Source organism: Pseudomonas sp. A125 (assembly GCF_055409485.1).
In genome coordinates, this window is sequence record NZ_JBUZVP010000030.1 from 1 (window position 1) to 20440 (window position 20440).

15 protein-coding genes and 2 riboswitches are annotated in these 20440 nt (G+C 62.3%); of the genes, 6 read left to right on the top strand and 9 right to left on the bottom strand.

The window, feature by feature from the left end; genetic code table 11:
* From ACZRN6_RS29410 to ACZRN6_RS29435, 6 genes are all read right to left on the bottom strand, one after another.
* Positions 1–828, bottom strand: an 828-nt coding sequence (locus tag ACZRN6_RS29410) for a type VI secretion system Vgr family protein (protein ID WP_464009484.1), incomplete at its 3' end; no start/stop codon positions are given.
* 112 nt (positions 829–940) lie between these two features.
* Positions 941–1543, bottom strand: a complete 603-nt coding sequence (locus ACZRN6_RS29415; RefSeq protein WP_464009527.1) for a vWA domain-containing protein — start codon at positions 1541–1543, stop codon at positions 941–943.
* Positions 1544–1596: 53 nt separating this feature from the next.
* Positions 1597–2595: an ATP-binding protein gene (locus ACZRN6_RS29420; protein ID WP_322145606.1), complete on the bottom strand. Its 999-nt coding sequence runs from the start codon at positions 2593–2595 to the stop codon at positions 1597–1599.
* The gene (gene cobN / locus ACZRN6_RS29425; protein WP_464009485.1) at positions 2595–6368 is read right to left on the bottom strand and encodes a cobaltochelatase subunit CobN; all 3774 of its coding nucleotides are present in this window, start codon (positions 6366–6368) and stop codon (positions 2595–2597) included. Before cobN ends, ACZRN6_RS29420 begins: the two co-directional genes overlap by 1 nt.
* Positions 6369–6371: 3 nt before the next feature.
* Complete coding sequence (cobW, locus tag ACZRN6_RS29430) at positions 6372–7433, bottom strand: cobalamin biosynthesis protein CobW (protein WP_464009486.1); 1062 nt, start codon at positions 7431–7433, stop codon at positions 6372–6374.
* A gap of 93 nt (positions 7434–7526) precedes the next feature.
* Positions 7527–7728, bottom strand: a riboswitch (cobalamin riboswitch).
* Complete coding sequence (locus tag ACZRN6_RS29435) at positions 7725–8243, bottom strand: winged helix-turn-helix transcriptional regulator (protein ID WP_322145609.1); 519 nt, start codon at positions 8241–8243, stop codon at positions 7725–7727. It overlaps the preceding riboswitch by 4 nt.
* A gap of 112 nt (positions 8244–8355) precedes the next feature.
* Here ACZRN6_RS29435 and fabF point away from each other — a divergent pair, with 112 nt between their 5' ends.
* The 5 genes from fabF (at position 8356) to cobM (ending at position 12089) form a co-directional block, all read left to right on the top strand.
* Positions 8356–9624 carry a beta-ketoacyl-ACP synthase II gene (fabF, locus tag ACZRN6_RS29440; RefSeq protein WP_464009487.1) on the top strand — a complete coding sequence of 423 codons (1269 nt, stop codon included), beginning with the start codon at positions 8356–8358 and terminating at the stop codon, positions 9622–9624.
* Between the two features lie 36 nt (positions 9625–9660).
* A riboswitch (cobalamin riboswitch) is annotated at positions 9661–9877 on the top strand.
* Between the two features lie 96 nt (positions 9878–9973).
* Complete coding sequence (locus ACZRN6_RS29445) at positions 9974–10162, top strand: CbtB domain-containing protein (protein WP_003217883.1); 189 nt, start codon at positions 9974–9976, stop codon at positions 10160–10162.
* A gap of 11 nt (positions 10163–10173) precedes the next feature.
* Positions 10174–10872, top strand: a complete 699-nt coding sequence (locus tag ACZRN6_RS29450) for a CbtA family protein (RefSeq protein WP_322145611.1) — start codon at positions 10174–10176, stop codon at positions 10870–10872.
* Positions 10869–11261, top strand: coding sequence for a cobalamin biosynthesis protein (locus tag ACZRN6_RS29455; RefSeq protein WP_464009488.1), 393 nt, complete (start codon positions 10869–10871; stop codon positions 11259–11261). The genes ACZRN6_RS29450 and ACZRN6_RS29455 overlap by 4 nt, the downstream gene beginning before the upstream one ends.
* 81 nt (positions 11262–11342) lie before the next feature.
* On the top strand, positions 11343–12089 hold the full coding sequence (cobM, locus tag ACZRN6_RS29460; protein ID WP_464009489.1) for a precorrin-4 C(11)-methyltransferase: 747 nt from the start codon (positions 11343–11345) through the stop codon (positions 12087–12089).
* Positions 12090–12511: 422 nt separating this feature from the next.
* On the opposite strand, the gene nfuA is transcribed toward cobM, so the two are convergent.
* From nfuA to ACZRN6_RS29475, 3 genes are all read right to left on the bottom strand, one after another.
* The gene (gene nfuA, locus ACZRN6_RS29465) at positions 12512–13096 is read right to left on the bottom strand and encodes a Fe-S biogenesis protein NfuA (RefSeq protein WP_003210817.1); all 585 of its coding nucleotides are present in this window, start codon (positions 13094–13096) and stop codon (positions 12512–12514) included.
* A gap of 59 nt (positions 13097–13155) precedes the next feature.
* Positions 13156–14178, bottom strand: coding sequence for an acyltransferase family protein (locus ACZRN6_RS29470; RefSeq protein ID WP_464009490.1), 1023 nt, complete (start codon positions 14176–14178; stop codon positions 13156–13158).
* Between the two features lie 81 nt (positions 14179–14259).
* Positions 14260–16551, bottom strand: coding sequence for a fatty acid cis/trans isomerase (locus tag ACZRN6_RS29475; protein ID WP_464009491.1), 2292 nt, complete (start codon positions 16549–16551; stop codon positions 14260–14262).
* A 164-nt stretch (positions 16552–16715) separates the two neighbouring features.
* Here ACZRN6_RS29475 and metH point away from each other — a divergent pair, with 164 nt between their 5' ends.
* Positions 16716–20426, top strand: coding sequence for a methionine synthase (metH, locus tag ACZRN6_RS29480; protein ID WP_464009492.1), 3711 nt, complete (start codon positions 16716–16718; stop codon positions 20424–20426).
* The last annotated feature ends 14 nt before the right edge of the window (positions 20427–20440 follow it).

Here is a 20440-nt window from a genome sequence, read left to right on the forward strand (position 1 = left end):
GGTGCCGCGGGCGCCACGGGTTTGGTCGATCTCGCCGTTCAAGTGGGCGGTGGCCACGCGGTGATGGTAGGTGCGGATATTGACGCGCTGCTCCACCACTTGATGGCTGGACTGCAAATTCCACACACCGTCTTGGCCGGTGCTGCTCAGGCCGGAGGGCGGGCGGTAGGCAAGCTCGACATTGAACTGGTAATGACGTTGGTCGTCGTGGAATTCCACCACGTCGATATTCAGGCGTTCGTCGCGGGTGAAGCGGTACCAGATGCCCACATCGGCCAGCAGGCGGCTGATGAAGGCCAGGTCGCTTTCGCCGTATTGCATGACCTGTTGGCGTTTGGGGTATTCGCGTACGAGGTTGAAGAAAAAGTCCTGGCCTTCAAAGTCGTGGCGGCTGCGCAGGATGCTTTCGACAATTTGCGGGACTGTCTGGTGTTGGTAGATGCGAAACTGTCGGCCGTGACGCAGCAGGGCAAAGTGCGGTTCAAGGGTGATTTCGTAGCGGGCTTCATCAGCAGAGCCCGACAGGCGCTTGAAGCCGGTGACCACGCCATGCAGCGTGCGCAATGGGCCGGTAACCGGCGGGATGTAGCGGCGCATCGGCGGTTTTTGCGGTACGCCGTACAAGCTGAACGTGGCGTTTTGACCGAGCATTGTTTCAGCGGCGATGTCACCGTCGATGCAGGTGAACTCGATACGGTAGCTGAACAGTTCGCTCAGGCCTTCGGTGCCCTCGAAGGCAAGAACGTCGAGCACAGCATTCACGTCGCGAACGGTGAGTTTGTGGCGGCTGTGGTCGAAGAAAAAACTGGGTAATACGCTGGAGGTCATTCCTTGAATCTCTGGTTCTACGAGAGACCAGAGAGTAAAGAGTAGCTATCAGCGATTAATGTCAGAAGGTTCCTCTTTACAAGCAGGGTGCTTCCCAATTGAGTTTTTCCGTCTACAAACTATCGATATGCCGATAATCAATCTGTAACCCGCCAGCCAACTGCTTGGCGCGCCCCAGCCGAATGGCGCCCCGCTCGATATCCACCAGCAAGCCCGGGCAGTCCAGCGGCGGCAACCCCGCCACATCCTTCAGCCGCCCATCGGTGACCACCAGCACACGCTGCTGCTCTGCCGGATAACGCTTGCGCCGTGCTGCCAACCAATGCCCCGCTTCGTTCAGCGCCGCGAGCAATGGCGTGCCGCCGCCCGCACCGAGCCCGTCAAGCCAGTGATTGAGCCCTTTGGCCGCCTTCAATCCCTGCACCTGCCACTTTGGCGATTGCCCGCTCACCGTAAGCAACGCCATACGCGCCCGCTGCCGGTAGGCATCGTCAAACAACTGGGCCAGCAGCCCCTTGGCATCACTCAGCGCCTGATGCCGCCGGGTGGAGGCAGACGCATCGACAATCACCAGCCATAGTTCATGGGGCGTACGGCTACGCAGTTGATACAGCAGGTCTTCACGGCGTTGCGGCCGCCCGCCGAGCAGGCTGCCCGGCCAGTTGATCGAACCTCCGGTCGCGCTGCGTGCCTGCCCTCGCCTGCCCTTGTTCAGCCGACCCGCCTTGGGCCGTGCATCCGCCCCCGCGTCAGATTTGGGGCGAATGCCTAGGGCTTTTTTGGCCAGGTGGGCACCTCTCGGCGAGCGCCTATTGGCAAAGCGGGCGCGGGCATGTCGCCCCATTGGCCCTGGCCTTCCGGCGAATCGTTGGGCTTGGGTGATTGACCGCCATCGGGCGGTGTCGAAGGCGGTGACTGCGCCTGGCGACGATGGCGCAGGGCGAACTCCGCAACGGCTTCGATATCTTCTTCGCTGATAGCTGCCGCGCCGCGCCAGGCAGCATGGGCACGGGCGCCGCGCAGCCAGACCAGGTCGGCGCGCAAGCCATCGACGCCTGCGGCGAAGCAGCGCTCGGTAATCTGCGCCAGCGCCTGGTCATCCAGTGGGATACTGTCCAACAACGCCCGCGCCTGGGTGCAACGCTCACGCAACGCGGCTTGCTGATCGGCCCATTGCGTGCAAAAACCTTGAGGGTCGCTGTCGAAGTCCAGCCGGCGACGGATGATCTGCCCGCGCTCGGCCGGCTGGGTGTGCCCGCTCAACGCCACGTTGAAGCCAAACCGGTCGAGCAGTTGCGGGCGCAACTCGCCCTCTTCCGGGTTCATGGTGCCGATCAGCACAAAGCGCGCCGAATGCCGGTGGGAAATGCCGTCGCGCTCGATCAGGTTGGTGCCGCTGGCGGCCACATCCAGCAGCAGGTCTACCAGGTGATCAGGCAGCAAGTTGACTTCATCGACATAGAGCACGCCGCCGTCAGCCTTGGCCAGCACACCGGGGGAGAACTGTGCGCGGCCTTCGCCCAGCGCGGCGTCCAGATCAAGGGTGCCGACCAACCGTTCCTCGGTGGCGCCCAACGGCAGCGTGACGAACTGGCCGCTGGCGAGCAGGTCGGCCAGGCCACGGGCCAGGGTAGACTTGGCCATGCCACGTGGGCCTTCGATCAGCACACCGCCGATCTTCGGGTCGATGGCGGTCAGGCACAGGGCCAGTTTCAGGTCCTCGGCGCCGACAACGGCAGACAGCGGGAAATGCGGGAGGTCGGTCATCAACTGCCTTCTTCTATATCCAACAACAGGTTTTCCAACGCCTCGCGGTACGCCCCGGGCTCCTGCCACATGCCGCGCTGCTGGGCTTCGAGCATGCGCTCGGTCATGTCCCGCAGGGCATCCGGGTTGTGCTGCTGCACAAAGGCGCGGGTGTGCGGGTCGAGCAAGTAGGCATCGGCCAGCAACGCGTATTGATGATCGTCGATCAGCGCCGTCGTGGCGTCGAACGCGAACAGATTATCCACGGTGGCCGCCATCTCGAACGCACCTTTGTAGCCGTGGCGCTTGACCCCTTCGATCCACTTCGGGTTGGCCGCCCGGGCACGAATCACCCGGTTCAACTCTTCCTTCAGCGTGCGCACCTTCGGCAGGTCCGGCTGGCTGTGGTCGCCATGATAACTGGCGGCCTTGTCGCCGCTCAGGGTTTCCACGGCGGCGAGCATGCCGCCCTGGAACTGGTAGTAATCATTGGAGTCGAGCAGGTCGTGCTCGCGGTTGTCCTGGTTCTGCAACACCGCCTGCACCTGGCTCAAACGCTGGGCAAACTGTTCGCGGGCGGCGGTACCTTCGTCGGCGCCGCCATACGCGTAGCCGCCCCAGTTCAGGTAAACCTCGGCCAGGTCTTCGCGGCTCTGCCACAAGCGCCCATCAATCGCGCCCTGCACGCCGGCACCGTAGGCACCGGGCTTGGCGCCGAAGATCCGCCAGCCGGCCTGCTTCGCCGCCGCTTCTTCGTCCAGGCCCGACAGGCGCAACGCTTCGCGCTCGCTGCGCACCTTGGCCGCCAGCGGGTTCATGTCGTCGGGTTCGTCCAGCGCCGCCACGGCTTGCACTGCCGCGTCGAACAGGCGGATCAGGTTGGCAAACGCGTCGCGGAAGAACCCTGACACGCGCAAGGTCACGTCCACACGCGGGCGGTCCAGCAGGCTGATCGGCAGGATTTCAAAGTCATCCACCCGCTGGCTGCCCGTGGCCCACACCGGGCGCACGCCCATCAGCGCCATGGCCTGGGCGATGTCATCGCCGCCGGTGCGCATGGTGGCGGTGCCCCACACCGACAGGCCAAGCTGGCGCAGGTGGTCGCCGTGGTCTTGCAGGTGGCGCTCAAGAATCAGGTTCGCCGACTGGAAGCCAATGCGCCAGGCGGTGGTGGTGGGCAGGTTGCGCACATCCACCGAGAAAAAATTGCGACCGGTGGGCAACACGTCCAGGCGGCCCCGGCTCGGCGCGCCGCTCGGCCCTGCTGGCACAAAACGCCCGCCCAGGGCATCCAGCAAGCCACGCATTTCCGCCGGGCCGCAGGCATCCAGGCGCGGTGCGACGACGATGCGTAGGTTCTCGATCAGCGCTTTTACGTCCTCCCAGCCCGGCTCTTCAAGCTGTTCCACCGGGCCTTCCAGTGCCTGCTCGATCAGCCGCGCGGCGTACAATTCCAGGCGCTCACGGGTGTCACCGGCGGTGCGCCATAATTGCGTGTCGATCTTCTGCAACACCAGCGGGCGGCGCCCGGTCCACGGTTCGGCCAGGGCGCAATCCAGCGGGTCGAAGACCAGTTCAAAAGCCTTGGCCAGCACCCGCAGCAGGCTCGATTGCGGCCCGCGCCCGTCGCCACGCGGGATGCGCAACAACGCCAGTAAGGTGTCGATGCGCAAGCGGCCTTCAGGCGATTCACCGAAGACGTGCAGGCCATCGCGAATCTGCGATTCCTTCAAGTCACACAGGTAAGTGTCCAGGCGCGGCAGCCAGATCGCGGCATCGGCGTCGCTGTCGAGGTTTTCGTCCAGCGCCAGCTCCTGGTCGATCCGGGTTTCCCGCACCAGCTTGAGGATGTCTTTTTGCAGCTCGCGGGCACGCCGTGGGTCAAGCAATTGCGCTTCGTAATACTCGTCGGCCAACAGCTCCAGGTCACGCAGCGGGCCATAGGTTTCGGCGCGGGTGAGCGGCGGCATCAGGTGGTCGATGATCACCGCCTGGGTGCGGCGCTTGGCCTGGGCGCCCTCGCCCGGGTCGTTGACGATAAACGGGTAGATATTCGGCAGCGGCCCCAGCAATGCGTCTGGCCAGCAATGTTCCGAAAGCCCGACGCCCTTGCCCGGCAGCCACTCCAGGTTGCCGTGTTTGCCGACGTGGATCACGCCATGGGCGCCGTAGGTCTGGCGCAACCAGAAGTAAAACGCGAGGTAGCCGTGTGGCGGCACCAGGTCCGGATCGTGGTAGACCGCGCTGGCATCCACCTGGTAGCCCCGGGCTGGCTGGATGCCGACGAAGGTCAGGCCAAAGCGCAGGCCGGCGATCATCATGCGCCCATCGCGAAACATCGGATCGGTGTGTGGCGTACCCCAACGTGCCAACACCGCCTGGCGATTGGATTCGGGCAAGCGGTTGAACATCGCCTCGTAGTCGTCCAGCGCCAGGCTTTGGTGGCACGGACGCAGGTCCAGGCTGTCCAGGTCGTTGCTGATACCACCCAACAACGCCTGGATCAACGCCGTGCCGCTGTCCGGCAATACGTCCGGCAGCGGATAACCTTCAATCTTTAATGCCCGCAGGATATTCAGTGCGGCGGCTGGCGTATCCAGGCCCACGCCGTTGCCGATACGCCCGTCCCGCGTCGGGTAGTTGGCGAGGATCAGCGCGATGCGCTTTTCGGCGTTCGGCACCCGCGCCAGTTCGACCCAGCGCCGCGCCAGTTCGGCGACAAAATCCATACGCTCCGGCTGCGCGCGGTAGCACACCACATCGGATTGGCTGCGCTCGCTGCGCCAGGCCAGGTCCTTGAAGCTGATGGGCCGGCTGATGATGCGCCCGTCCAGTTCCGGCAAGGCAATGTGCATCGCCAGGTCGCGCGGGCCGAGGCCTTGCTCGCTGGCTTGCCAGCCGGGTTCGTTGTCTTGGGCGCAAATCGCCTGGATCACCGGGATATTGCGCCGAAACGGCCGCAGGTGCGGTGCTTCGGGGCTGGATTGAGCGAAGCCTGTGGTGTTCAGAATCACCGCGGCGTGCACTTCGTCCAGCAGGTCTTCAACCACCGTCAGGCAGCCGGGCTCTTTCAAACTGGCCACTGCCATCGGCAATGGGTTCAACCCCGCCGCCTGCAAGCGTTGGCAAAAAACATCGATAAAACCGGTGTTGGCTGCCTGCAAGTGCGAGCGGTAGAACAGCACCGCCGCCACCGGAAAATCAGGCTGCCAATCGGCCTGCCAATCGTTGAGACGGGCATTGGCTTTGTGCGGGTGATAAATCGCCGTGCGCGGCAAGGTTTGCGGCTCGCTCCAGGCGTAATCGCGGCCGAGGTAGCCAGCCGCCAGGCAACGATAGAAATCCAGCGCGTTACCCAGGCCGCCCTGGCGCAGGAACTGCCAAAGCCGGTCGCGCGCCTCGGCATCCACGGTGCTGAGGCCGCTGAGTTCAGGGTCTGGCCGATCATCCCCCGGCACCAGGATCAACTGCACACCGCGTTCGGCCAACTCCACCAGGCGCTCGATACCATAACGCCAATAACCGATACCACCGTGCAGCGAAATCAGGATGACCTTGGCGTGGCGCAGCACCTCGTCCACGTACAAGTCGACCGACGCATGGTTTTGCACCTGCATCGGGTTGGCCAGGCGCAGGCTCGGGTAATCCTCGGGCAACTGCTGGGCCGCTTCGGCCAGCAGCGCCAGGCTGGAATCGCCGCTGCACAGGATCACCAGCTCGGCGGGGGTTTGGCCAAGGTCGGCAATGTTGTCATCCGAAACGAAACCGCCGGGCTGGGTCCTGAGCAGGTGCATGGGTCAGACGCTGAGGGCAGCGCGCAATTGCGCTTCGAGCAAGGTGGCGTCCAGTTCCTGGCCGATCAGCACCAAGTGCGTGGCACGTGGCTCATCGGCGCGCCAGGCGCGGTCGAAGTGCTTGTCGAAACGGGTGCCCACGCCCTGGATCAGCAGGCGCATCGGCTTGTTCGGGATCGCCGCGAAGCCTTTGACCCGCAGGATGCCGTGCTGCACCACCAGTTGGGTCAGGGCGTCCAGCAGCAGGCTTTCGTCGGCCTGGGGCAGTTCGATGGAGATGGAGTCGAAGGCATCGTGGTCGTGGTCGTCCTCACCTTCGTGATGATGATCGTGATGGCTGTGGCGGCCGTCGATGTGTTCTTCCGAGCCCGCGCCCAGGCCGATCAACACGTCCAGTGGCAGGCGACCGCTGCTGGCTTCGATGACTTTTACCGCTGGCGGCAGCTCTTCAGCCACCTCCAGGCGCACACGGGCCAGGTCTTCAGGGCTGATCAGGTCGCACTTGTTGAGGATCACCAGATCGGCGCTGGCCAGTTGGTCGGCGAACAGCTCGTGCAGCGGCGATTCGTGGTCCAGGTTCGGGTCGAGTTTGCGCTGGGCATCGACCTGGTCCGGGAAGGCGGCGAAGGTGCCGGCGGCCACGGCCGGGCTGTCGACCACGGTGATCACCGCGTCAACGGTGCAGGCGCTGCGGATTTCCGGCCACTGGAACGCTTGAACCAAAGGCTTTGGCAGGGCCAGGCCCGAGGTTTCGATGAGGATATGGTCGAGGTCGCCGCGACGGGCCACCAGTTCGCGCATCACCGGGAAGAACTCTTCCTGGACCGTGCAGCACAGGCAGCCATTGGCCAATTCGTAGACGCGGCCGTTGGCTTCTTCTTCAGTGCAGCCGATGGAGCATTGCTTGAGGATTTCACCGTCAATGCCCAACTCACCGAACTCGTTGACGATCACCGCGATGCGGCGCCCCTGGGCGTTGTCCAGCATGTGGCGCAGCAAGGTGGTCTTGCCCGAGCCAAGGAAGCCGGTGACGATGGTGACGGGGAGTTTGGCCAGTGTTTTCATCGGATGCCCTTTGGGGCGGGCATACGGGACGAGTGGCCCTGCGCGGGTGCGCAGAAGCAGAATTCGCCACCGGATCACCCCGCCCGGTTGAAGTAGAAAATCGGTTGCGAGGCAGGTCTCCTGGCTTGGGGCTTGCCGGCGGTGAGGCCGGCGCTGGCTGCGCCTTCCCGCCTGGTTCAGGCAGTGGCGTGGCAGTCAGATGAACCCTTTACAGTTGCGGGGGCAGCCGCGGCATCGACCGCGTTCCCTTCTTAGCTTCGGCCTGGGCCGAAGAACCTCGAAGGTGCAAGGCTACGCAGTGCGCGGGGACGGGTCAACGTCCGAACGTTTGGAGCGAATCAGCGCCAGGCGCTCCAGCATGCCCTCGCTCGCTGCTGGCCCGGCTTGAACGCTGCATTGCTCGACGGACACGCGCGCACCGTCGGCATCTACCACGGCCACCTCCACCGGGCGCCGGGTTTCGCGGTCGACCAACTGCAGGCTTTCACCTTCGGTGGCGAAATGGCGGTTGCCCCAGCCGATGAATGCCATGATTACCACGCGAAAATCCTCGCCAGCCGGCGTCGGCACGTACTCGAAACGCGGCGGCCGCTCGCTGTATTGCTGGCGCGCAAGCAGCCCCGCTTCCACCAGGCTGTTGAGCCGGCGCGTGAGCATATTGGGGGCGATCCCCAGGCTCTGGGAAAACTCGTCAAAGCGCCGCAAGCCTTGCAGCGCATCGCGCATGATCAAAATGCTCCACCACTCGCCGACCCTTTCCACTGCGCGCGCTACCGGGCATTCGGCGTTAACCAGCGACGTACGTTGCATTGCAGTTCCTCTGTGGGCGAGCCCGAAAATTTAAGCTATCCGATGTTACTTTCATGATGATAGCTTCGTCCATGCATTGCTACCAACCTGAAATTTGCGGAGCTAAGCGATCATGAGTAAGCGAATTGTTGTGACCGGCATGGGTGCAGTGACCCCGCTGGGAACCGGCGTGGAACAGACCTGGAAACGCCTGCTGGCAGGTGAGTCCGGGATCCGCAGGCTACCCGAAGAATTGGTCGGCGACCTGGCAATCAGCATTGGCGGCCAAGTTCTGAACCGTACCCAGGACCCAGAAGCCGGGTTTGACCCGGACACTGTCATCCCGGCGAAAGAACAGCGCAAGATGGATCGATTCATCGTGTTTGCCCTGGCCGCCGCCCAGGAAGCCCTGGCGCAGGCTGGCTGGAGCCCGCAAACGCCAGCGCAACAGGAACGTACCGCAACCATTATTGCTTCCGGAGTGGGCGGTTTCCCGGCGATTGCCGAGGCCGTTCGGACCGCTGACAGCAAAGGCCCGCGCCGCCTGTCGCCGTTCACGATTCCGTCATTCCTCGGCAACATGGCCGCCGGGCACGTGTCGATCCAGCATCAGTTGAAAGGCCCGCTCGGCTCCCCCGTCACCGCGTGCGCCGCCGGCGTACAGGCGATTGGTGATGCCGCACGCATGATCCGCGCAGGCGAGATAGACATCGCCGTGTGTGGCGGCGCCGAAGCGTGTATTCACCGGGTGAGCCTTGGCGGGTTTGCTGCAGCGCGTGCGCTGTCGCACGGCTACAACGACACGCCGGCACTCGCCTCGCGCCCGTTTGACCAGGGCCGCGACGGCTTTGTAATGGGCGAAGGGGCCGGGTTGTTGGTGATCGAGGAACTGGAGCATGCACTGGCTCGGGGCGCGACGCCTATTGCAGAGTTGGTGGGCTACGGCACCAGTGCCGACGCCTATCACATGACTTCGGGGCCGGAAGATGGCTCGGGAGCCCGTCGGGCGATGGAACTGGCGATTGCACAGGCGGGGATCAGCGCGGCACAGATCCAGCATTTGAACGCGCATGCCACGTCGACACCCGTGGGCGACAATGGCGAGTTGGCGGCGATCAATTCGCTGTTCGGAGCCAATTCCAGTGTCGCGATCAGCGCCACCAAGTCCGCCACCGGCCACTTGTTGGGCGCAGCGGGCGGGATTGAGGCGATATTCACCGTGCTCGCCCTGCGCGACCAGATCGCCCCGGCCACCCTCAACCTGGACAACCCGGACCCCGCCGCCAGCGGGCTGGATATGGTCCGTGGCCAAGCCCGACCGTTGCCGATTGAATACGCGATCTCCAATGGGTTCGGGTTTGGTGGCGTGAACGCCAGCGTGCTGTTCAAGCGCTGGGCGTAAGCCGGCGATTTGACGCCCATCGCCCGCCCATGCTCTCCTACACATCTTGTTTCGGGTGCCCTTCACAGGGTGAAACGGGAAACCGGTGAGTCATGTGCCTTAATTCAAGGCCGTGACGAGTCCGGTGCTGCCCCCGCAACGGTAAGCGAGTGAAGCATCAAATCCACTGTGTCTCTACGGCATGGGAAGGTGATGCTTTGAAGGCCAAAAGCCCCTCGCAAGCCCGGAGACCGGCCCGAAAAAATCAGATAACAAACCCGCGGTGGGCGGGCGCTGTTCGAAACCCTGCGTGCCTGGCTCGCGGGGTTTTCATGCGCTCGTGCACCCTGAAACCTTGAAGGGACGCGCCATGTCGATCATCAGCAGCACCGCCTCTACCGCCAGCACCACCGCCACCCTGAGCCAACGCCTGACTGCCGCCATTGGCGCATCGATCCTTGGCGCGTGCCTGGTGTATTTTGCCGGGTTCTCGCACATCGAAGCGGTGCACAACGCCGCTCACGATACCCGCCACAGCGCCGCGTTCCCGTGCCACTGAGGCCTGCCGAGATGATCAAGCGTATTGCCCAAACCGCAGGTTTCACGGGTCTTTTGGCCGCCCTGTTGCTGACCTTGCTGCAAAGCTTTTGGGTCGCACCGCTGATTCTGCAGGCGGAAACCTTTGAAAACGCCCCGGCCGCCACCGAAGTGCATGAGCATGCCAACGCCACGGCCCACACCCACGACGCCGAAGCCTGGGAGCCGGAAGATGGCTGGCAGCGTGTGCTGTCGACCACTGGCGGCAACCTGGTGGTCGCAGTGGGTTTTGCCCTGATGCTCGCCGGCCTGTACACACTGCGTGCGCCGACCCGCACGGCTCAAGGCCTGCTCTGGGGCCTGGCCGGTTACGCCACCTTCGTTCTGGCGCCGACCCTTGGTTTGCCGCCTGAGTTGCCGGGGACTGCTGCTGCGGATCTGGCACAACGGCAGATCTGGTGGATCGGCACGGCGGGTTCTACCGCTGCCGGTATCGCGCTGATCGTGTTCGGTCGCAACTGGCTGTTGAAAGTGCTGGGCGTGGCGATTCTGGCAGTGCCTCATGTGATTGGTGCGCCACAGCCTGAAGTCCACTCGATGCTGGCGCCCGAGGCGCTGGAAGCACAGTTCAAGATTGCCTCGCAGTTGACCAACGTCGCGTTCTGGTTGGCGCTGGGCTTGATCAGTGCCTGGTTGTTTCGCCGCAACCGTGACGGCCAGTATTCGGCATGATCCTGGCGGTTGGCCTGGGTTGCCAGCGGGGTTGTTCTGTCGACGCCCTGCTTGACCTGTTCAACGCTGCCCTCGCCGAGGGCGGCGTTGAGCGCCAGCGCATTACAGCGCTGGCCAGTCTTGACCGCAAGCAGGATGAGCCGGGGTTGCTGGCGCTGGCGCAGGTTTTGAAGCTGCCGCTGAGGTTTTTCAGTGCGGCGCAACTGGCGCCGTATGAAGGCCAATTAAGCCATAAGTCCGACACCGTCTTTGTGCACACTGGCTGCTATGGCATCGCTGAAAGTGCCGCCTTGGCCCTGGCAGAACACCTATCCCAACGCCCTGCCACGTTGTTGGTCACCCGCAAAAAAACCGCGATGGCTACCTTTGCATTGGCTTGCGCCGGCTGAAGTCCCGATAATCGTCAGCTTCGATCATGAGCAATCTTCATCTGGGGGGTTGCTCGCGTGCTTTTTCACAGGAATGTATCCATGACTGTCTTCTTCATCGGCGCAGGCCCAGGCGACCCGGAACTGATCACTGTCAAAGGGCAGCGGCTGATTCGCAGTTGCCCGGTGATTATCTATGCCGGTTCTCTGGTGCCGGCGGCGGTGCTTGAGGGGCATCAGGCTGAATTGGTGGTCAACAGTGCCGAGTTGCATCTGGAACAGATCATCGAGCTGATCCAGACGGCCCATGAAAAAGGCCAGGATGTGGCGCGGGTGCATTCTGGGGATCCGAGTTTGTATGGGGCGATCGGTGAACAGATTCGGCATTTGCGGGCGCTGGGGATTGCCTTTCAGATCATTCCCGGGGTGACAGCGGTGGCGGCCTGTGCGGCGTTGCTGGAAGCTGAACTGACGTTGCCGGACATCGCCCAGAGCGTGATTTTGACGCGGTATGCGGATAAGACGGCGATGCCTGCCGGTGAGGCGTTCAGTAGCCTGGCGCAGCATGGGACGACCATGGCGATTCACTTGGGGGTGAATCATTTGGAGAGAATCGTGGCTGAGTTGGTGCCTCACTATGGGGAGGATTGTCCGATTGCGGTGGTGCATCGGGCGACCTGGCCGGATCAGGATTGGGCCATTGGTACACTGGCGGACATTGCTGGGAAGGTGGCGGCCAAGGGGTTTCGGCGTACGGCGTTGATTGTGGTGGGTCGGGTTTTGGCCAGTGACAGTTTTGGTGAGTCGTCGTTGTATCGCGCGGGGCATGCGCATTTGTATCGGCCCTGAGGGTGGTGGTGGTGGTGTACATATCCGTTATTTAGGTGATGGCTTCGATGGGTTCCGCGGTTCAAATGTGGGAGCTGGCTGAGGGTGTACCTGATGCACCGAGGTGCCTGCATCGCAGGCAAGCCAGCTCCCACAGAAAAGCAGAGCCACCCCACCCGTAGCAGCTGTCGAGCGCCAGCGAGGCTGCGTGCTTTTGATCTGCTTTTGATCTTGATCTGCGGGCCCCGTTAACCACGATGGCCGCAAGCAGGCACGGTGGAGCGGGTAAGCGCGGAACCATAAGCGGCCGTTACCGCAGCAACGCATATGTACACAACATACCTAACCCAAAACCTCACAAACCTAACGTAACCCACTGAATCCAAACCATAAAAAAACGGCGCTCACGGGGCGCCGTTTTTCCACATCCGCAGCGAACACCCTTAGTAGTAGGCGTTTTCTTTCTGCGTATGGTCAGTCACATCCCGCACACCCTTAAGCTCCGGAACCCGCTCAAGCAGCGTACGCTCAATCCCTTCACGCAAGGTCACGTCCGCCTGGCCGCAGCCTTGGCAACCGCCACCAAACTTCAAAACAGCAATACCATCATCCACCACATCAATCAGGCTCACCTGACCACCGTGGCTCGCCAGCCCGGGATTGATCTCGGTCTGCAGGTAATAATTGATACGCTCGTTAATCGGACTGTCCGCATTAACGTTCGGCACCTTGGCGTTCGGTGCCTTGATGGTCAGCTGGCCGCCCATACGATCCGTGGCGTAATCAACCACCGCATCGTCAAGGAACGCTTCGCTGAACGCATCGATATACGCCGTGAAGCTCTTCAGCCCCAGCGCCGTATCTTCAGGTTTTTCTTCCCCCGGCTTGCAGTAGGCAATGCACGTCTCAGCGTACTGGGTGCCGGGCTGGGTGATAAAGACGCGGATGCCGATACCGGGGGTGTTCTGCTTCGACAGCAGATCAGCCAGGTAATCGTGGGCGGCGTCGGTAATGGTTATGGCGGTCATGGAAACTCCTCGCAGGCTTGCCGGCAGTTTACGCCAAATCATTGCAGAGGTACAAAGTCCTAGTATTTTTGTCGGGAAAGAATCATCCGTTGGTCGCCATCGAACCAGCCCTTGAGCCGGCGATAGCTGCCCTTTTCCAACCAGTGGTAGCTGGCCAGCGATCCAAGGGCGATCAGCACCACACACACGCCAAGCATCACGTAGGCATTGATTCCATAGCGCTGGGCGACAAAACCACCCGCCGACAGCACCAGCACGTGCATCAGGTAGACCGAGTAGGAACAATCCCCCATCACCTTGAGCAGCCGGCTACGCTCGAAATAGCGCTCCATGGCAATACACGCCAACACCAGCACCGCACTCGGCAAACCCCAGGCCAGGGCTCGCGGCGAGGCGGGCCAGTGATAAATCGCCAGCAGCGCCCCGGCAATTCCCGCCAGCGGCAGCCACAGACCGGGGCGGATCCAGCCCTTTCGGTAGAGCATGCCGATGCCGATCCCCAGCAAAAACTCATACACGATGTCCGAACGATAGAAGTCGCTGATCCAGCCAAACGCGGTCCAGGCCTGGCACACCGCGAACAGCAACGCGCCGACCACCAGCACTCGCCACTGCCGACGAAACAGCAGCGCCCAGGCAAACAACACGTAGAAAAGCATTTCGTAGTTCAGGGTCCAACCGACGTTCAAGGTCGGGTACACCCCATAACCACCGGGATTTTCGGCGGGTATGAACAGCAAAGACATCAACACATGACTCGCATCGACGCTCTGGTCGGGCAGCACCGGCCGGGCAAACACCACCAGCAACGCCATCAATACCGTGTAGAACCAGTAGGCCGGGACGATTCGCAGCAGTCGATACAGCAGGAATCGCCACGGTGGCAGCTGTTTGTTCTCGGTTGAGAGGAAGATCACCAGGCCACTGATGACAAAAAACACGTCCACGCCCGCCGCGCCTTTGTCTACAAACAGATGGCCCAGCGCCGAGTCAGCCTGAAAACCGAAGAAAATCTGCATGAAGTGATGACCCACCACGGTCCAGGCCGCCAGGGCACGCAATGCCTGTACTGAAATCAACATCGTCGACCCGCTCTCCCCTCCACCGGCACCTGCTCTTCAGGTGCCTATGGTTTGGGACAGTCACCGACGGTCAAAGGTCGATCAAAGATTCTCGTAGCGGTTCATGTCCAGCACGCCCTCTTCCACCGGCGTGGTTTCGCGGATGTACTGCGACAGGTCGTGGAAGTACTGCCAGAACTGCGGATGGCTGCGGCGAATGCCCCAGCGGTCGACGATTTTTTCGAAACGATTGGCGTCCTTGGCGTTCTCCATGGCGGCGACAAACTCCGGCACTTGCTCGGCCGGGATGTTGAACATGAAGTTCGGGTAGCTGCTCAACACACCGGGATAGAGGGTCACGGTGTCCAGGCCCGGCTGATAGCGGTAAGCCTCGCCCAGCAAGAAGGCCACGTTGCTGTGGGCGCGGTTGCGCAACAGGCTGTAGATCTCGCGTTTCCCGCTGCGGGTTTCAATACGCAGCATGGTCGCTTCCGGCAACTGGTCGATTACCTTCAGCCCTGCTGCCGGGCGATTTGTCAGGCGGCTCAGGGCTTGCTCGGCGTCCTGCAGCGCCGGGTCGATGCCGGCGCGCGAGCAGTAGGCGCTGACACACCGGTTGATCGGGTCCGGGCTGGCGTTCAAGTCGCCGTAACGGGCCAGCAGTTGGTTGGTAAAGTCGCGCTTGGGGTCTTTTTCATCGAGCGTAAGGCCCGTGGGCTTGTCGTCGTCGATGGCTTCGTAATCCAGCCACAGCTTTACCTTGCCGCTGTTCTGGTACCAGTCGTCGAGGAAGTCATCGCGCGAATCCGCCGGCATCAAGCGCAGGAAGTTCTGCTCGGCGCCGTTGCGGATCAGGTCGAAATACAGGCGCGTCTGCGCCTGATGGGACACGTTGCCGAACACATCGAAATTCACCGCCAACTGGTAATAGGTGCGCTCCAGCAGCGGATAGTCGAACAGCCACATTGTCTGAGGCACTTCGCCGATCAAGCCCTTGGTCACCGACGCACTGTCAAAGTGGCGGAAAATGCTCAACAAGGCGTTGTCGTTACCCGCCCACAGCGAAGCCCAGCCCGGCGGCGGCAAATCGGCATAACTGTCCCGGCGCAGCGCTTCGTACTCGTTGCGTTTATCGCGGTATTTGAGCCAAAGGCTGAACACGCTGCCTACATCGTCAATCTGCCCCGGCATCGCCAGCAGCGGCGTGGCCTGGCCGCGGTAACGGGCATCGGTGATGTAAAGGTCATGGTCAGGGTCCTGGAACAGGGTCCAGAAGTTGTCGCGGATTACGTCGGTGGCGATTTGCCCCCGGCACACGGGCCCGCGAATGAAGGTGCGTACGAAGTATTCGGCGTTATCGAGCATAAACTGGTAACGCGCCTTGACCGGAATCGCCTCGAAGGTCTCGAACGGGTTGGCCCGCCGGCCCGGCCCATAGCCCGGCAACGCGTGCACCTGCCAGTCATCGGCATAGAACAGCGACTTGATCCGGGCCATTTTTGCGGCGCTGAACGGATAGGTGATATGGGTCTTGTGCACGATCACCCCCTGCACCGGCCACAGGCGGTAGTACACCTGGGTGCCCGGGTCATCGTTGGGGCGGCGGGTGTTGATCAGGTCGATCGGCTGGCCGCTGGGGGTGCGCGAGCGTACCCACTGGAAAAAATGCCCCGGCTCGCCGCCTTCAAAGTAAATGTGGGCGAGGAACAGGTGCTCGAACAACCAACGGGCCACCAGGCTTTCCCGGGCGCCAGGCTGGTTGAACAGGTTTTCCCATTGCTGCACTTGCAAGGCTTCCTGGGCACTCGGTGCCAGGCCCTGCTCATCGATCGGAGCACCAGAAGCCAACCAGCGTTGCAGGGTCTGGTATTGCTGGTCGGTCAGGCCGGTGACCGCCAGGGGCATGCCTTCCTTGGGGTGGCTACCTGCGTAGGCATTGAACTCGCCCGGCATCGGGCAGGTGTTTGCGCGGTTCAGGCCCAGCATGATGTCGTCGGGCAGCTTGGCGTTAGGCTGCAACGGCGCGTTATGCCCCAGTTCCAGCATGCGTGCCATCAGCGCGGCCTGGCTGCCCTGGGCGTCGAGTACCGAGTAAAAGTCCTTCTGCCGCCAGGCGGCCTTGCCAAACGCGTCATAGAACAAGCGCGTGGGCTGGCTGGCCTGGCTGCGCTCGCCGTCGTACACCGGCACTTTGGTTGCGCCGCGTGCGGCGCCTTCGGCGCTGCCCAGGTTGAGCTGGCATGCCGAGTCATAGCAGGCGTGGCAGGCCACGCATTTTTCGGTGAAGATCGGCTGAATATCACGGGTGTAAGAGATCGCCGAGGCGGGACCTTCTGCCTGTGCGGTGATGGCGAACAGCGCAAACGCGGCGCTGACGATAAGGCGAAGTGACATGTACCCGGTCCCGATTCAATACGTGCGGTGAAAAACCCGTCAATTCTACCGAGGTAGCGCCGCCGGCAACATGAGCGATATTCATGCAAACCTTGCGCATGCTCTAAAAGCGCACAGGTTTGGTATGATCTTCGCCCTCCGTAAGACCTGACCAGAGTAGTCCCATGCCCGATCGTAGCGCTCGTCTGCAAGCCCTCCACCAAGCCCTCAAGGAACGTATCCTGATCCTCGACGGCGGCATGGGCACGATGATCCAGAGCTATAAGCTGGAAGAGCAAGACTACCGGGGCAAACGCTTCGCCGACTGGCCGAGCGACGTCAAGGGCAATAACGACCTGCTGGTGATCACCCGTCCGGACGTGATCGGCGGCATCGAAAAAGCCTACCTGGATGCCGGCGCCGACATCCTGGAAACCAACACCTTTAACGCCACGCGTATTTCCATGGCTGACTACGGCATGGAAGAGCTTGCCTACGAACTAAACGTAGAAGGCGCGCGACTGGCGCGCAAGATCGCCGACGCCAAAACCCTGGAGAACCCGGCCAAGCCGCGCTTCGTCGCCGGTGTGCTCGGCCCCACCAGCCGTACCTGCTCGCTGTCGCCGGATGTGAACAACCCCGGCTACCGCAACGTGACCTTCGATGAGCTGGTGGAAAACTACACCGAAGCCACCAAAGGCCTGATCGAGGGCGGCGCCGACCTGATCCTGATCGAAACCATCTTCGACACCCTCAACGCCAAGGCCGCGATCTTTGCCGTGCAAGGTGTGTTCGAAGAACTGAATGTCGAACTGCCGATCATGATTTCCGGCACCATCACCGACGCCTCCGGCCGCACCCTGTCGGGCCAGACCACCGAAGCGTTCTGGAACTCGGTCAGCCACGCCAAGCCGATTTCCGTAGGCTTGAACTGCGCCCTGGGCGCGAGCGAGCTGCGCCCGTACCTGGAAGAGCTGTCGAACAAAGCCAACACCCATGTGTCGGCGCACCCGAACGCCGGCCTGCCCAACGAGTTTGGCGAATACGACGAGCTGCCGTCGCAAACGGCCAAGGTCATCGAAGAGTTCGCCCAGAGCGGCTTCCTGAACATTGTCGGCGGCTGCTGCGGCACCACGCCGGGCCACATCGAAGCCATCGCCAAGGCCGTGGCCGGTTATGCACCGCGCCCGATCCCGGACATTCCCAAGGCGTGCCGCCTGTCGGGCCTGGAGCCGTTCACGATTGATCGCAGCTCGTTGTTCGTCAACGTCGGCGAGCGCACCAACATCACCGGTTCCGCACGCTTCGCCCGCCTGATCCGTGAAGACAACTACACCGAAGCCCTGGAAGTCGCCCTGCAGCAGGTGGAAGCCGGCGCCCAGGTGATCGACATCAACATGGACGAAGGCATGCTGGACTCGAAGAAGGCCATGGTGACCTTCCTCAACCTGATTGCCGGCGAGCCGGACATCTCCCGCGTACCGATCATGATCGACTCCTCCAAATGGGAAGTGATCGAGGCCGGCCTCAAATGCATCCAGGGCAAGGGCATCGTCAACTCCATCAGCATGAAGGAAGGCGTGGAGCAGTTCATTCACCACGCCAAGTTGTGCAAGCGTTACGGCGCGGCGGTGGTGGTGATGGCGTTCGACGAAGCCGGCCAGGCCGACACCGAAGCGCGCAAGAAGGAAATCTGCAAACGCTCCTACGACATTCTGGTGAACGAAGTCGGCTTCCCGCCGGAAGACATCATCTTCGACCCGAACATCTTCGCGGTCGCCACCGGCATCGAGGAGCACAACAACTACGCCGTCGACTTCATCAACGCCTGCGCCTACATCCGCGACGAGCTGCCGTATGCGCTGACTTCGGGCGGTGTGTCCAACGTGTCGTTCTCGTTCCGGGGCAACAACCCGGTGCGTGAGGCGATTCACTCGGTGTTTTTGCTGTATGCGATCCGCAACGGCCTGACCATGGGTATCGTCAACGCCGGCCAGCTGGAGATCTACGACCAGATCCCGGCCGAGCTGCGCGACGCCGTGGAAGATGTGGTGCTCAACCGCACCCCGGAAGGCACCGACGCCCTCCTCGCCATCGCCGACAAGTACAAGGGCGACGGCAGCGTCAAGGAGGCCGAGACCGAAGAATGGCGTGGCTGGCCGGTGAACAAGCGCCTGGAACACGCACTGGTCAAGGGCATCACCACCCACATAGTCGAAGACACCGAGGAATCCCGGCAGTCGTTCAAACGCCCGATCGAGGTGATTGAAGGCCCGTTGATGTCCGGCATGAACATCGTCGGCGACCTGTTCGGCGCCGGCAAAATGTTCCTGCCCCAGGTGGTGAAATCCGCCCGGGTGATGAAGCAGGCCGTGGCCCATTTGATTCCGTTTATCGAGCTGGAAAAAGGCGACAAACCGGAGGCCAAGGGCAAGATCCTGATGGCCACGGTGAAGGGCGACGTGCACGACATCGGCAAGAACATCGTTGGCGTGGTGCTGGGTTGCAACGGCTATGACATTGTCGATTTGGGCGTGATGGTGCCCGCGGAAAAAATCCTCCAGGTGGCCAAGGAACAGAAGTGCGACATCATTGGCCTGTCCGGGCTGATCACCCCGTCCCTGGACGAGATGGTGCATGTGGCCCGCGAGATGCAGCGCCAGGACTTCCACCTGCCGCTGATGATCGGTGGCGCTACTACGTCCAAGGCGCACACGGCGGTGAAGATCGAGCCCAAGTACAGCAATGACGCGGTGATCTACGTCACCGACGCCTCCCGCGCCGTGGGTGTGGCCACGCAGTTACTGTCCAAGGAACTGAAGCCTGCGTTCGTTGAAAAAACCCGCCTGGAATACATCGACGTACGCGAACGCACCGCCAACCGCAGCGCACGCACCGAGCGTCTGAGCTACCCGGTCGCCATCGCCAAGAAGCCGCAGTTCGACTGGAGCACCTACACCCCGGTCAAGCCGACGTTTACCGGCTCCCGCGTGCTGGACAATATCGACCTCAAGGTGTTGGCCGAGTACATCGACTGGACGCCGTTCTTTATCTCCTGGGACCTGGCCGGCAAATTCCCGCGCATCCTTACCGATGAAGTGGTGGGTGAAGCCGCCACCTCGCTGTACGCCGACGCCCAGGAAATGCTGAAGAAGCTGATCGATGAAAAACTCATCAGCGCCCGTGCCGTGTTCGGCTTCTGGCCGACCAACCAGGTACAGGACGACGACCTGGAAGTGTACGGCGACGACGGCCAGCCGATTGCCAAACTGCACCACCTGCGCCAGCAGATCATCAAAACCGATGGCAAGCCGAACTTCTCCCTGGCCGACTTCGTCGCACCAAAAGACAGCGGCGTGACCGACTACATCGGTGGTTTCATCACCACCGCCGGCATCGGTGCCGAAGAGGTCGCCAAGGCGTATCAGGACGCGGGCGACGACTACAACTCGATCATGGTCAAAGCATTGGCCGACCGCCTGGCCGAAGCCTGCGCCGAGTGGCTGCACCAGCAGGTGCGCAAGGAACACTGGGGTTATGCCAAGGATGAAGTGCTGGACAACGAAGCGCTGATCAAGGAGCAGTACAGCGGTATCCGCCCTGCCCCGGGCTACCCGGCCTGCCCGGATCACACCGAGAAAGCCCAGCTGTTCCAACTGCTGGACCCACAAGCCCGCGAGATGCATGCGGGCCGCAGCGGTGTGTTCCTCACCGAGCACTACGCGATGTTCCCGGCGGCGGCGGTCAGCGGCTGGTACTTCGCCCACCCGCAGGCGCAGTACTTTGCAGTGGGCAAGATCGACAAGGACCAGGTCGCGAGCTACACCGCCCGCAAAAACCAGGACCTGAGCGTGACCGAGCGCTGGCTGGCGCCAAACCTGGGTTACGACAACTGACCGCAGGATTGACT